Annotated in this window: 12 protein-coding genes and 1 pseudogene; 8 read left to right on the top strand and 5 right to left on the bottom strand. The window is 73.1% G+C overall.

Features of this window, described 5'->3' with window-relative positions; translation table 11 throughout:
* The first annotated feature begins 10 nt into the window (after window positions 1-10).
* Together ACQP00_RS42670 and ACQP00_RS42675 are read left to right on the top strand one after the other, a co-directional pair.
* Entirely contained in the window at window positions 11-532 is a 522-nt protein-coding gene (locus ACQP00_RS42670; protein WP_433208108.1) for a TetR/AcrR family transcriptional regulator, read from the top strand.
* Window positions 532-891 carry a GntR family transcriptional regulator gene (locus tag ACQP00_RS42675; protein ID WP_433208111.1) on the top strand — a complete coding sequence of 120 codons (360 nt, stop codon included), beginning with the start codon at window positions 532-534 and terminating at the stop codon, window positions 889-891. The genes ACQP00_RS42670 and ACQP00_RS42675 overlap by 1 nt, the downstream gene beginning before the upstream one ends.
* Here the strand turns inward: ACQP00_RS42675 and ACQP00_RS42680 are convergent.
* Window positions 888-1,787 carry a hypothetical protein gene (locus tag ACQP00_RS42680; RefSeq protein ID WP_433208114.1) on the bottom strand — a complete coding sequence of 300 codons (900 nt, stop codon included), beginning with the start codon at window positions 1,785-1,787 and terminating at the stop codon, window positions 888-890. The genes ACQP00_RS42675 and ACQP00_RS42680 overlap by 4 nt on opposite strands.
* Window positions 1,788-1,894: 107 nt before the next feature.
* On the opposite strand from ACQP00_RS42680, the gene ACQP00_RS42685 reads away from it, so the two are divergent.
* The 4 genes and pseudogenes from ACQP00_RS42685 to ACQP00_RS42700 form a co-directional block, all read left to right on the top strand.
* Window positions 1,895-2,965 carry a GGDEF domain-containing protein gene (locus tag ACQP00_RS42685; protein ID WP_433208117.1) on the top strand — a complete coding sequence of 357 codons (1,071 nt, stop codon included), beginning with the start codon at window positions 1,895-1,897 and terminating at the stop codon, window positions 2,963-2,965.
* Window positions 2,966-3,007: 42 nt separating this feature from the next.
* A complete protein-coding gene (locus tag ACQP00_RS42690) occupies window positions 3,008-4,045 on the top strand; it encodes a hypothetical protein (RefSeq protein WP_433208120.1) in 1,038 nt (345 codons plus the stop codon).
* 88 nt (window positions 4,046-4,133) lie between these two features.
* Complete coding sequence (locus ACQP00_RS42695) at window positions 4,134-5,984, top strand: hypothetical protein (protein ID WP_433208123.1); 1,851 nt, start codon at window positions 4,134-4,136, stop codon at window positions 5,982-5,984.
* A gap of 157 nt (window positions 5,985-6,141) precedes the next feature.
* Window positions 6,142-7,185: pseudogene (locus ACQP00_RS42700) on the top strand (MFS transporter); the annotation flags it as partial.
* 2 nt (window positions 7,186-7,187) lie between these two features.
* Here ACQP00_RS42700 and ACQP00_RS42705 read toward each other — a convergent pair.
* Window positions 7,188-7,829, bottom strand: coding sequence for a TetR/AcrR family transcriptional regulator C-terminal domain-containing protein (locus ACQP00_RS42705; protein ID WP_433208126.1), 642 nt, complete (start codon window positions 7,827-7,829; stop codon window positions 7,188-7,190).
* A 71-nt stretch (window positions 7,830-7,900) separates the two neighbouring features.
* Between ACQP00_RS42705 and ACQP00_RS42710 the strand changes: the two genes are divergently transcribed.
* Window positions 7,901-8,812, top strand: coding sequence for an ATP-binding cassette domain-containing protein (locus ACQP00_RS42710; protein ID WP_433208129.1), 912 nt, complete (start codon window positions 7,901-7,903; stop codon window positions 8,810-8,812).
* Window positions 8,809-9,597 carry an ABC transporter permease gene (locus tag ACQP00_RS42715; protein ID WP_433208132.1) on the top strand — a complete coding sequence of 263 codons (789 nt, stop codon included), beginning with the start codon at window positions 8,809-8,811 and terminating at the stop codon, window positions 9,595-9,597. Before ACQP00_RS42710 ends, ACQP00_RS42715 begins: the two co-directional genes overlap by 4 nt.
* Here ACQP00_RS42715 and ACQP00_RS42720 read toward each other — a convergent pair.
* The 3 genes from ACQP00_RS42720 to ACQP00_RS42730 all read right to left on the bottom strand — a co-directional run bounded on the left by ACQP00_RS42720 (window position 9,594) and on the right by ACQP00_RS42730 (window position 12,640).
* On the bottom strand, window positions 9,594-10,511 hold the full coding sequence (locus ACQP00_RS42720; RefSeq protein WP_433208135.1) for a hypothetical protein: 918 nt from the start codon (window positions 10,509-10,511) through the stop codon (window positions 9,594-9,596). The genes ACQP00_RS42715 and ACQP00_RS42720 overlap by 4 nt on opposite strands.
* A 72-nt stretch (window positions 10,512-10,583) precedes the next feature.
* Window positions 10,584-11,918, bottom strand: a complete 1,335-nt coding sequence (locus tag ACQP00_RS42725) for a chitosanase (RefSeq protein WP_433208138.1) — start codon at window positions 11,916-11,918, stop codon at window positions 10,584-10,586.
* A 125-nt stretch (window positions 11,919-12,043) separates the two neighbouring features.
* A complete protein-coding gene (locus ACQP00_RS42730) occupies window positions 12,044-12,640 on the bottom strand; it encodes a TetR/AcrR family transcriptional regulator (protein WP_433208141.1) in 597 nt (198 codons plus the stop codon).
* Between the last annotated feature and the right edge of the window lie 53 nt (window positions 12,641-12,693).

Below are 12,693 nucleotides of genomic sequence, written 5' to 3' on the forward strand. Positions count from 1 at the left end.
AGTGAGAGCCGTGGACGCCGGATCGACTCGGAACCGCCGCAGCGACGCGCAGGCCAACCGGGAGCGGATCGTGGCCGCCGCGCGGGCCGTCTTCGGCGCTGCCAGCGACGCGCCGACCCGGGCTGTGGCGCGGGCGGCCGGGGTCGGGGTGGCGACGGTGTACCGGCACTTCCCGAGCCGCGAGGACCTCGTCGACGCCGTCCTGCGCGAGCTCGTCGACGGCTGCGAGCGGGACCTGCGCGCCGCGGTCGCGCACGAGGACCCGCGGGCCGGGCTGGCGTTCGCGATCCGCGCGTTCGCCGCGCGACAGGCGGAGAACCGTGAGCTCGGCACGGTACTGATGCGGCGTTTTCCGCAGGAACGAGCCGAGCACTCGGCGCAGTTCGATGCCCTCGTGGCGCGGGCCAAGGGCGCCATGCGGGACGGGCTGACCGTCCAGGACGTGCGCGCCGGGCTGATGGGGATCGCCGGGGCGAGCAGGGCAGCGGTGCCGCGGCTGACCGAAGTGGTGCTCGCCGGGATACTGGCGTGATGTTCGTCATCGACGCGGGCTCGGCGGTGCCGCCCTACGAGCAGCTCCGCCTGCAGGTCGCCGCCCGCATCCGGGACCGGTCGCTCGCCGTGGGGACCCGCCTGCCGACCATCCGCAGCCTCGCCGCCGAGCTCGGGCTGGCCGTGAACACCGTGGCGCGGACCTACCGGGAGCTGGAGGACGCCGGCCTGATCGAGACCCGCGGCCGGGCCGGGTCCTACGTGACCGCGGCCGGCCAGGCGGCGCTGGAGCGGGTGCGGCGGGCCGCCGAGGACTTCGCGGCGGTGGTCGCCGCCTCCGGAATCGAGGCCGAGGAGGGTCTACGAATCGCGGAGGCGGCCCTGCACCGCAGAACTTAGGCCGGCACGGCCATCGAGGCGAGCAGCAGCTTGGCCTGGATCGCCGCGGCCGACGCCTCCATGCCGTTGAACATGAACGCGAGCAGCGCGTCGTTGCCCACCCAGGCGCAGATGGACAGCGTCGCGCCGTTCGAGCTCGTCTTCTGGCACTCGGAGCTGCCGCCCAGCTTGCCCGCGTCGAACGGGGTCGAGTCGGAGCCGGTGCTGTTGAGCGACTTGAAGGCGCCGGTGAAGAAGTCCTTGAGCTGCTTGTCCGGGCCGCCGATGCTGAACGCCGAGCCGGTGCCGCCCCAGACCACGACGACGTGCGAGGTCTGCTTGGTGTCCTGGTACTGCGCCGCGAACGGGTTCTCCACGCCGGCGTCGGCCATCTGCTGGCTCATGGTCTTGGCCTGGTCCTGGTTGGACTGCTTCTTCCAGGAGCCGACGGTGGCCGGTGCGGTCAGCGTGACCTTCGGGTTGGTCGGCGCGGTGGTCTTCGGGGCGCCGGTCGTCTTCGTCGCCCCGGCCGTCCCGGTCGCGGTCCCGGTCGGGCCGGCGGTGGTCGCGTTGGCGGTCGGCGTGTCGGGCTCGTCCGACGAGCTGAGCTTGTAGGCGACCGCGCCCACGCCGCCGATCAGCACGATCGCGATGGCGACGATCACGCCGATCATCAGGCCGTTGCTCTTCTTCGGCGGCGGCGGCGTGTAGAGCGGCGGCTGCTGGGGCTGGTTGAAGCCGTACCCCTGGTCGTACGCCGGCGGCTGCTGGTACGCGGGCGGCTGCTGGTAGGCCGGGGGCTGCTGGTAGGCCGGCGGCTGCTGCGGCTGGCCGTAGCCCTGGCCGTACTGGGGCGGCTGCTGCGGCTGCTGACCGTACGGGTCGTAGTTCGGCGGCTGACCATATGGGTCGGACATGAGAGCTCCTCGGCGCAGGTGAAGACCGCCGCAGCATAGTCGGCCCTCGCTACAACTGGTGTCGCATACAAGGCTCAGCTTCGGCACCTGCCCGCCGATCGGCAGGCGTGTGGCGCGCGCCGGACCGGCCCCTGATCCACGCGCGCGACCGCGTGGCGGCGACGCGCTCGGTCGCCTACTTCTTCATCGCCGGCGGGTCCGTCGTCGGCGCGTGTGCGCTGCTCGTGCCCGGTTTCGCGGGCGGGTCGACGGCCGGCGTGCTGACCACCGAGGCGGTGGCCGGATCGATGGTCGCGGCGGGCGCGCTGTGCCGGCTCGCACCGCAACGGATTCCCGATGTGTTCTGGGTCATCGTGCCGTTCGTGGCGGTCGCGCTGATGGGCATGCTCAACCTCGTCACCCACGATGTCAGTGTCAGTGCGCACTTGTACTTCCTGTGGCCCCTCCTCTACGCCGCCACCTTCGTCCGCCGGGACCTGATGTACGCCCTGCTCGCCGCGGCCAGCGCGACGGACGCGGCGGTGACGTTCTGGCTCAAGTACGACGTCAGCGCGGCCACCGACATCGCCGCGCTGGTCACCGCGTACACCGTGTCCACGGTCGTCGTCTCCAAGCTGCGCGGCCGCTCGGAGGCGCTGGTGGCCCGTCTGGAGGAGCAGGCGCTGACCGACCCGCTGACCTGCCTGCCCAACCGGCGCGCCTTCGACCTGGAGCTGTCCCGGGCGCTCGCCGCCGGCTCCGAGCGCTGCCTGCTCATCGTCGACGTCGACCACTTCAAGACGATCAACGACACCTGGGGCCACGGTACGGGCGACGCCGTCCTGACCCGCGTCGGCACGGCGCTGCGCACGGCGACCGGCCCGGGCGACGCGACGGCCCGGCTCGGCGGCGACGAGTTCGCGGTCGTGGTCGAGGGCGGCGAGGAGCGCGCCCGCGCGGTGGCGGCCCGGGTCCGCGAGCTCGTCGCGAGCTCCTCCGACCTGCCCGACGGGCTGCCCACGCTGAGCATCGGCCTGGCCTCGACCGCCGACCTGCCCGCGGCCGGCCCGGAGGCGCTGCTCGCGGCGGCCGACCGGGCGCTGTACGACGCCAAACTCCGCGGCCGGAACCGGGTCGCCTCAACGCGAGAAAAGCCCGAAATTCCCCGTTTTTCGATTACTCGCAGTAGCGATGGGTAAGCATAGGGTGATCGCTGTCGAGACCAACGGGGGTTTCACTCAATGCCTGCCAGCAAAAGCAAGCGGCGTCTGCCGGTTGCCGTTGGGGCCGCTAGCTTCCTCGCCGTACTGACCGCGGGCGTGCTCAACCAGACCGGAGCCGGCGCGCAGACCGTGTCGCCCGGTGCGCGCGCGGCCGAGACGATGACGCCGGATCCCGGGCTCAGCGCCTGGACCACGGCCTATCCCGGTGCGCCGGGCAGTGCCACGCCGTGCCCGACCGACACGTTCGGCAATCCAGGGGCACCTCAGCCGATGCCGACCGACACCGCGACGCCCACGCCGGGCGGATCGGTCGTCTACCCGCCGAGCCCGGTCGCGCCGAGCGCCTCGGTGATCATCCCGCCGGGCCTGTTCCCAACGCAGGAGCCCAACCCGGGCTCGACCGTGCCGGGCACCGAACCGATGCCGGGCTCGTCGGTCGGACCGGTGACCAACCCGATGCCGGGCGGCCCGATCGTCCCGGGCACCGAGGAGACACCGCTGCCGGGCAGCACCGACATGCCGATGCCGGTGCCCATGCCGACCGACACCATGAACAACCCGGTGCCGCAGCCGACCGACACCTTCGGTAACCCAATGCCGCAGCCCACCGACACCATGAGCCCGACGCCGCAGCCGACGGACACCGCGACGCCGACGCCGACGCCGAGCTGCACCACCGCGGCGCCCACGCCGGCGCCGACGGACACCTTCGGCAACCCGATGCCGATGCCCACGGACACCATGAGCCCCACTCCGATGCCGCAGCCGACCGACACGTTCGGCAATCCGATGCCGATGCCCACGGACACCATGAACCCGACGCCGCAGCCGACCGACACGTTCGGCAACCCGATGCCGCTGCCGACGGACACGATGAACCCGGTGCCGCAGCCGACGGACACCATGAACCCGATGCCGCTGCCGACCGACATCAACGGCAACCCGATCCCGCAGCCGACCGACACGTTCGGAGCCCCGCCGGCGCCCATGCCGACGGCCAGCGTGGTCCTGCCGGCACCCATCCCGACCATCACGTACACCGAGCGCGCGCGCTGATCGACCGACCGGGCACGGGGCGGATCCGCGAGGGTCCGCCCCGTGCTCACGTGCGTGCCCAAATGGTCCTCGCTGGTATGGTCACGCGATGTTGACGGGTACGGCCGGCCTGGGCGAGACCGACGAGACGGGCGACACGACCGCACCTGCCACCGAGGGCAGGATCGTGAGACAGCGGCGCAGCGAGGAATCGGACGGCATCACCGAGATCACCACGAACCGGACCGGCCGCCGGGCCGACCTGCTCGCGCTCGGCAGCTACCTGCTGGGCGCCCTGTTCGTGGTCGCGCCGATCCTCGCCCACTACGGCAGGCGGATGCCGATCAGCCCCGGTGACCGCGCCCAGGCCGAGTACTTCCTGGCCTGGTCGGCCCGGGTCGTGTCGCACGGCGAGAACCCGTTCCACATCACGCAGTACAACGCCCCGCTCGGCGTCAACGGCATGGCCAACACCACCGTGCTCGGCCTGGGGCTGCCCCTGTCGCCGATCACGCTGCTGTTCGGGGCCCAGGTCACCTTCGACATCCTGATCGTGCTGGGCATCGCCGGCACCGCCGCCGCCTGGTACTGGGTGCTCTCCCGCCACCTCGTCACCAGCCGCACCGCCGCGTGGGTGGGCGGGCTGGTCGGCGGGTTCGCGCCGACGGTCACCTCGCACGCGTCGTACCACGTGAACCTCGTCGCGCAGTTCCTGGTACCACTGCTGGCCTGGCGCACGTTCAAGCTGCTCGAGGGCCGCCCGCTGCGCAACGGGCTGATCCTCGCCGCCCTGGTCGTCTACCAGGTGTTCATCAACGAGGAGACGCTGTTCCTGGCCGCCCTGGCGATCGGGCTGGTGCTGCTGCTCTGGGCGGTGCAGCGCCGGGACCGGGTGCGGGCCGCGATCCGGCCGCTCGCCGCCGGGCTGGGCGTCACCGCCGGCGCGTCGCTGATCCTGCTGGCCTACCCGCTGTGGTTCCAGTTCTTCGGCCCGGGCGCGTACCACGGCGGCGAGCAGTACATGACCACGTTCCGCATGGACGTGCTCGGGATGACCTCCTACGGCAGCAACAGCGTGGCCGAGCGCCTGCGCCGCTTCGGCGAGCCGCCGCCGCCCCTGGGCGCCGAGGAGCACGGCTTCCTCGGCTGGGCCCTGGTGCTGCTGCTGGTCGCGCTGGTCGTCTGGCAGTGGCACGACGTGCTGATCCGCAGCCTGGCCGTCACCGGCGTGGCCTTCCAGATGCTGGCCTGGGGCTCGCCGCTGCAGTGGCAGGGCCGCGACACCGGCATCCCCGGGCCGTTCGCGCTGCTGCAGCACCTGCCGCTGTTCGACACGCTGCTGCCGACCCGCCTCGGCGAGGTGACGAACTGGGCCGTCGTGCCGATCCTGGCCCTCGGCGTCCAGCGGCTGCTCGCCCTGGACGGGCTGCCGGTGCGCACCCGGCAGCTGTTCATCGCCACCGCGCTCGTGGCCGCCCTGCTGCCGGCCGCGCCGATGCCGATCAAGGTGGTGACCCGGCCCGCGATCCCGGCGTTCGTGTCGGCGGGGACCTGGAAGCAGTACGTCGGGCCGGACCAGACGGTGCTCATCGTGCCGCTGCCGCAGTGGGACTTCCCGACCGCGATCTGGTGGACCGGGGCGACCGGCACGGACATGAAGGTGTCGCACGGGTACTTCCTGGGGCCCGCCGACGGCATCGACGGCCACCACGCCACCCCCGGCCCGGCCCAGCGTCCGACGGACAAGCTGTTCGCCGAGGCCATGTACAAGGGCACGGTCCCTCCGATCACCGACGCGGACCGGACCCGGGCCCGGGACGACCTGCGGTACTGGCGGACCTCCCTCGTGCTGGCCCCGCAGGGCGCGCAGTGGGAGGCCGTGCGCACCACGCTGACCGGCCTGTTCGGCCCCGGCACGAACACCGGCGGCGTCTGGATGTGGGACGTTCGTCACTTGTAGCGGTTGACAGATCGCCCTCCGTGCGTGTTCATCGAGTGATGCCGATCGTGAACGCGTCCGGGTGAGGCGCCTGCTCGCCGTGCCGGCGGCGCGGACGTACCTGCTCGGGCAGGCCGTCTCGCTGCTCGGCGACTCGACCCTCTGGCTCGCCACGAGCGTGTGGGTCAAGACGCTCACCGGGAGCAACGCCGCGGCCGGGCTGGTGTTCTTCTGCTTCACCGCCCCGGCGCTGCTCGGCCCGGTGGCCGGGGCGCTGGTCGACCGGTTCCGCCGGCGCACGCTGCTGATCTGGGCCAACGCCGGGGCCGCGGTGGCCGTCCTGCCGCTGCTGGCGGTCGACGGGCCGGGCCGGATCTGGCTCGTGTACTGCTCGATGGCCCTCTGCGGCGCCGCCTACACGCTGCTCACCCCGGCCCAGTCCGCCCTGCTGGTCTCGATCGTCCCCGGCGACCTGCTGGCCGACGCCAACGGCCTGCTGCGCACCGCCCAGGAGACGCTGCGCCTGATCGGGCCGCTGCTCGGGGCCGGGCTGTTCGTGCTGACCGGGCCGACCGCGGCGATCCTGGTCGGCGCGGTGAGCTACGCGGTGCCGATCGTGTCGCTGCTGCGGCTGCGGGTCGAGGAACGCCGGCCGGAGCGGCTGGCCGGTGAGGGCGGCGGGCTGCGCTTCATCGCCCGCCAGCCCCGGCTGCGCCCCGTCGTGCTGGCCGCGGCGTGCGCGCTGTGCGTGCTCGGCTTCAGCGAGACCACCGTGTTCGCCGTGGCCGGCCAGGGATTGCACCGCTTCCCCGCGTTCGTCGGGGTGCTCGCCGCCGTGCAGGGCGCGGGCGCGCTGATCGGCGGGCCGAGCGCCGCGCCGCTGGTCCGCCGCCTGGGCGAGGCCCGGCTGATGGCCGCCGGGATGGTGGTCGGGGCGGCCGGGGCGCTGTTGCAGGCGGTGCCGGTGGACGCCGTGGTGCTGCCCGGGGCGGCGCTGTTCGGCGTCAGCCTGCCCTGGCTCACGGTCGGCTTCATCACCCGGGTCCAGCTGATGACCCCGCACCGGCTGCAGGGCCGGGTCTTCGCGGCGGCGACGATGGCGGTCACCGTGCCGCAGACCCTGTCGATCGCGCTCGGGGCGGCGCTGATTCCCTCCACCGGCTACCGGGCGCTGCTGGGCACGATCGCCGCGGTGCTCCTGCTGTGCGCGGTCTACCTGGTGCTTCAGCCGGACGAGCGCCCCACGGCGGCCCGCACCCCGTCGAGCACGGTCTGCAGCCCGCGCTCGAAGCTGGCGTCGCTGTTCGGGTCGAGGATCGTGCGGAGACTTGCGCTCATCAGGGGGTACACCTCGAGGAATCGCAACACCTCGTCGACTCCCAGCCCCGGCTCGTCCCCGCCGCCGCCCCGCAGCCGGTCGGCCTGCTCGTCGAGCGTGAAGCCCGACACGTAGTTGCTCACCGCGATCAGCGCGGTCATCGCGTCGGCCGGGGGCAGACCGGCCGCGCACAGCACTTCCAGCTGCCGTTCGATGTTCCCCAGTTGTACTGCCTGAGGCCGCGTCGACGCCGCCAGCATCGCGCCGTCGCGGTGCCGGTTGAGCCCGGCCCGCAGCTCCCGGGCCCGCTCGGCCAGCCAGTCGTCCCAGGGCTCGCCGGGCGCGGGCGGTGCGGCCGGCGGCGTCCGGGCGGCGATCGTCTCGGCCAGCTGGTCGAGCAGCTCCTGCTTGTTCTTGAAGTGCCAGTAGAGGGCCGGGGCCTGCACCCCGAGCTCCCGGGCGAGCCGGCGCAGCGAGAGCCCGTCCAGGCCGACCTCGTCCAGGAGATCGATGGCGGCCTTGATCACCCGTTCCCGGTCCAGCGGCACGATTGACACTTTAACAGTGTTCAGGAATCCTTAACACCGTTAAGTCCTTAACGGCGTTAAGGAGCGCTGTCATGATCGAAACGCGCGGTTTGATCAAACGATTCGGGGGCCGGCCCGCGCTGGACGGGGTCGACCTCCACGTCCCGGCCGGCACCGTGTGCGGGCTGCTCGGGCCGAACGGGGCCGGCAAGACCACCGTGGTGCGCATCCTGGCCACGCTGCTGCGCCCCGACGCCGGCACGGCCCGGGTGGCGGGCCACGACGTGGTGCGCGACGCGGCCCGGGCGCGGCTGCGGCTGGGGCTGGCCGGGCAGTACGCGGCGGTCGACGAGGTGCTCACCGGCCGCACCAACCTGGTGCTGTTCGGCCGGCTGTACCACCTCTCGCCCCGGTCGGCCCGCCGGCGGGCCGACGAGCTGCTGGAGCGGTTCGGGCTCACCGCGGCCGCGAACCGGCCGGTGCGGACGTACTCGGGCGGCATGCGCCGCCGGCTCGACCTGGCGGCCAGCCTGATCATCGCTCCGGCCTGCCTGTTCCTCGACGAGCCGACGACCGGCATCGACCCGGGCACCCGGCTGGAGATCTGGGACATGATCGCCGAGCTGGTCCGGGAGGGCACCACGGTGCTGCTCACCACCCAGTACCTGGACGAGGCCGACCGCCTCGCCGACCAGATCGTGGTGCTGGACCGGGGCCGGGTGGCCGCGGCCGGCCCGCCCCTGGAGCTCAAGCGGGCGATCGGCGGGGCCCGGGTGGACGTGGTCGTGCACGACCCGGCCCGGGCCGGCGCGGCCGCGGCGATCATGGGCGGCGACGTGACGGTGGCCGGCACCCGGCTGTCGGTGACCTCCGACGAGCTCGTCCGCATCGCCACCGAGCTGGCCGCGGCCGGGATCGAGGTCGACGACATCGCGTTCCGCCGCCCCACCCTCGACGAGGTGTTCCTGCACCTGACCGCACCGGCGAGCAGGGTGGCGGCATGATCGCGGACACCTGGGTGCTGGCCGGGCGCAGCTTCTCGCGGCTGCGGCGGGAACCGGGCGAGCTGATCGGCTTCCTGGTGTTCCCGATCATCATGATCGTCCTGTTCGCGTACGTCTTCGGCAGCGCCATCAGCCTGCCCGGCGGCGGCGACTACGGCGCGTTCCTGATGCCCGGGATCTTCATGCAGACCATGGCGCTGACCGCGGTCCAGGCCGCGACCCGCACGAACACCGACATGACCCAGGGCATCATCGACCGCTTCCGGTCCATGCCGATCGCCCGCGCGGCCGTGCTGACCGGCACGAACCTGGCCGAGCTGCTGCTGCGGCTGCTGGGCCTGGCCGGCATGGTGCTCTGCGCCCTGCTGCTGACCCACTGGGCCCCGCACCGCGGGGTGCTCGCCACGGCGGCCGGCTTCGGGCTGCTGGCCCTGTTCGGACTGGCCATGATCTGGGTGGGCACCTGCATCGGCCTGGCCGTGGCCAGCCCGACCGTCGCCGACCAGGCCACGTTCTCCTGGCTGTTCCCGATGACCTTCCTGGCCAACACGTTCGTGCCGACCCAGGGCCTGCCGTTCTGGCTGCGCCCCCTCGCCGACTGGAACCCGATGAGCGCCACGGTCGCGGCCGTGCGGGCGCTGTTCGGCAACCCGTCACCGGCCTCGGCGCACGCTGCCTGGCCGCTGCGGCACCCGGTCGGCACGTCGCTGGCCTGGTCGCTGGCGCTGCTGGCGGTGTTCGTGCCGTTGGCGGTGTGGAAGTACCGGAAGGCGTCGCCCCGCTAACCCATGACGCGGGCGCCGTAGGTGGTGCCGACCGAGAGCAGGGCCCGGGCCGTCCGCGCCCGCTTCAGGTCCGCGGCGCTCAGGGCCCGCCAGTCGGGCGGCAGCGCGTGCAGCTGGGCGAGGGTCATCGGCATCGCGGCCAGGCTCAGCCGGGTCAGGTCACCGGCCAGCGGGGTGGCGACCCGCGCGGTCAGGCTGCGCACGAACCACATCCAGCGCCACACCCACTCCTCGCGCGACCAGGCGCCCGCGTCCGACGCCCGATCCAGCAGCCACAGCTCCAGCCCGGCCCAGCCGGCGGCCCGCTCGGGGTCGCCGAAGCGCAGCGAGGCCAGCGGGTGCACCAGGGAGGTCCACCACTCGGCCGCCTCGGACGTGTCGGGGACCCGGTCGGCGAGCCACTCGGCCCGCTCGGTCCGGGTCAGCGGCAACAGGTAGTCGAGGCTCTCGCAGACCGCCCGCCAGCGCGCCTCGGGCAGCGCCGGCTGCTCCGGGACCGGCCAGACCGGGGCGGCGATGGCGATCACGGTGCCGTCCCCGGTCGCGGTGACCGTCGAGCCGCTGAGCGGGGCCCGCAGGAGCACGTCGGTCGTCCCGGCCCGGCCCGGCGGGAGCGGGACCAGGACCTGGCCCACCCGGCGCAGCTCCTCGTGCAGGACGTCCAGGCGGACCGCGGCCGGGAGGCGATCGGCCCGGACCACCAGGAACCGGCCCTGCCACGGCTCGTTCGGGCCCAGCCGCTCGTAGTGGCACTCGACCGGGCCGAAGTCGCGGTACATGCCGTCCGGGTCCTCGTGCTCGGCGTACTCGGCGCCCAGGGTCGAGGCCAGGGCATGGATCGGGGCATCGGCGCTCAGCCCCTGCACGCGGGCGGTGGCGAGCGCCTCGAGACACAGCTCGAGCGGGTCGCTCACAAATTCATGCTGATCGTTGATCGCCTGCGCCACGCCAGCGATCGTACGCACCCGTGCAAAGGGCGGCGCGGTTTACGAAATCTGGAAGCTCTCGCCGTACACCTTCCAGCTGAGTGGCGTGTGCAGATCCAGGTTGCCGGCCTTGAGGAACTGCCGCTGCGCGGTGTCGACCCGGCTGGTGTCGCTGTGCGCGGCCTCGGTGCGCATGGCCGTCGCCCGGGCGTCCAGGAAGGCGGTCAGGTAGGCCACCTCGCTGCCGCCCTGGGCCGGGGACTTGGCCTTGGCCAGCGCGGCCTTGCGGATGCCGCCGAAGCTGTCCGCGTCCGGGCCCGGGCCGTGCATGACCATGGCGTCGTAGTAGGCGAACTGGCCGAGCACGCCGAGGCCGTCGGAGCGGGCCTGGGCGACGGCGGGGTTGAAGTACACCCGGTCGCGCTCGTCGTCCTGGGCCTTCGTGAACTGCGGGTCGGCGGCGGCCGAGCGCCACGCCGCCTCGAAGCCGTCCAGGCCGGCGTGCGAGGCGCTGCCGTTGACCTTGCGCAGGGCCGGCAGGAACTTGGCGAGCGGGTTGGACGGCACGCGCTGCGTGTAGGTCTCGACGAGGTCGAGCATGTCGCCGGTACCGGAGCAGAACCCGATGATGCCGCCCGTGAACCCGCGCCCGTCGCCGATGTCCTCGATGTACTTGTACTGCGCCTTCCAGTCCAGCGACGAGTTCTCGGCCGAGGAGACCAGCTGCATCGCGATCTCCTTCTTCGCCGGGTCGGCCAGTCCGGTGCCCGTGGCCGTGGCGGTCTGGGTCGGCTGGGTCGCCGTCGGCTTCGTCGGGCGCGGCGCGCCGGAGGTGACCACGGGCGCGGCCTGGGAGGCGCGGGCCGGGCGGCGCTGCGACGGGGCGTCACCGGCCGGCTGGCCGGGGCCGTAGACCTCGAAGTCGTACAACGAGTACCCCCACTTGGTGCCGCGGGCCGAGCCGAGCATGCGCACGTAGCGGCCCTGTCCCGACAGCCCGGTCAGGTCGTCGGTGCCGCCGTCGCCGGCCTTGGTGGCGAAGATCGTGGTCCAGGCGCCGCCGTCCGGCGAGGTCTGGATCTCGTACGCCTTGCCGAACGCGGTCTCCCAGCGCAGCCGGACCCGGCTCACCTGGCGCGCGGCGCCGAGGTCGACCGAGATCCACTGGGCGTCCTCGCCCTCCTCGCTGCCCCAGCGGCTGCGCCCGTCGGCGTCGACCGCGTTGCCGGGCCCGAGCTCCGGCACCTCCACCGACGACGCCGTGGCGGGCCGGCCCCGCGACAGCAGCGGGTCGGTGGCCGCCTCGGCCCCGACGTTGGCCCAGACCACCAGCGGCACCGCGACGAGCGCCCCGGCGGCGGCACACCACGCGACGAGCCTGCGAGACACCTGCATCGAACCCTCCCGGCGTACGGTTGCGACCCGGCCGATCGGACCATGCATCGGGGTGAGCGAGCAGCACGCCAAAGGTGGATTTCATCCAAGCCTCAGCCCGGCCCATCCCGTACGGGTGACGGCTCCTAAGAAAGGCCCTTGAGCAGAAGATCGGTGAAGGCGTCGACCACCTGCTCGTCGTCGTAGGCACCGCCGGGCGGCAGGGAGTAGCTCACGAGGGCGAGCATGGCGCCCATGCCGGCCGCGATGAGCTCGGGCTCCCCCGGCAGCTCGTGGCCGCCCTCCCGCAGCCACTCGAGGTGCTCGCGCAGCACGGCGGTCTGCCCGGTCAGGTCGCGCCAGGCCCGGCCGGAGGCGGGGTCGTCGGCCACCATCGACTGGAACAGCGCCACCTGGATCGCCCGGTGCTGGCGCATCACGCCCCACGCGATGGCCAGGTGCGCGCGCAGCTGCTCGCGGTCGGTCAGGTCGTGCTCGCGCGGGTGCGGGGCCGCGGCCAGCCGCTCGTCGGCGGCGTCCTCGAGGTCGCCCAGCAGCGCCCGCAGCAGCTCGTCCTTGTCCGCGAAGTGCTCGTAGAACGAGCCGGTGGAGCGGCCGGCGGCGGCAGTGATGTCAGTGATCTTGGTGTTGAGGTAGCCGCGCTCGCCGAACAGCGTGCGGGCCGCGTCGAGCAGCGCGGCCCGGGTCTGCGCGGCCCGCGCCTTGCGTACCCCCTGCGTCATGCCCCGTGATCCTTCCAGATCTGGCCGCCGTCCTGCCGGTTGACACAGCCCAG

It is taken from the genome of Dactylosporangium sp. CS-047395, assembly GCF_050942185.1.
Classification (GTDB): Bacteria; Actinomycetota; Actinomycetes; order Mycobacteriales; family Micromonosporaceae; genus Dactylosporangium.

Excerpts from the sequence above, each read along its gene's own strand:
- ACQP00_RS42675 (WP_433208111.1), top strand. The coding sequence starts at position 532 with ATGTTCGTCATCGACGCGGGCTCGGCGGTGCCGCCCTACGAGCAGCTC.
- ACQP00_RS42680 (WP_433208114.1), bottom strand. The coding sequence starts at position 1,787 with ATGTCCGACCCATATGGTCAGCCGCCGAACTACGACCCGTACGGTCAG.
- ACQP00_RS42690 (WP_433208120.1), top strand. The coding sequence starts at position 3,008 with ATGCCTGCCAGCAAAAGCAAGCGGCGTCTGCCGGTTGCCGTTGGGGCC.
- ACQP00_RS42695 (WP_433208123.1), top strand. The coding sequence starts at position 4,134 with ATGTTGACGGGTACGGCCGGCCTGGGCGAGACCGACGAGACGGGCGAC.
- ACQP00_RS42710 (WP_433208129.1), top strand. The coding sequence starts at position 7,901 with ATGATCGAAACGCGCGGTTTGATCAAACGATTCGGGGGCCGGCCCGCG.
- ACQP00_RS42715 (WP_433208132.1), top strand. The coding sequence starts at position 8,809 with ATGATCGCGGACACCTGGGTGCTGGCCGGGCGCAGCTTCTCGCGGCTG.
- ACQP00_RS42725 (WP_433208138.1), bottom strand. The coding sequence starts at position 11,918 with ATGCAGGTGTCTCGCAGGCTCGTCGCGTGGTGTGCCGCCGCCGGGGCG.
- ACQP00_RS42730 (WP_433208141.1), bottom strand. The coding sequence starts at position 12,640 with ATGACGCAGGGGGTACGCAAGGCGCGGGCCGCGCAGACCCGGGCCGCG.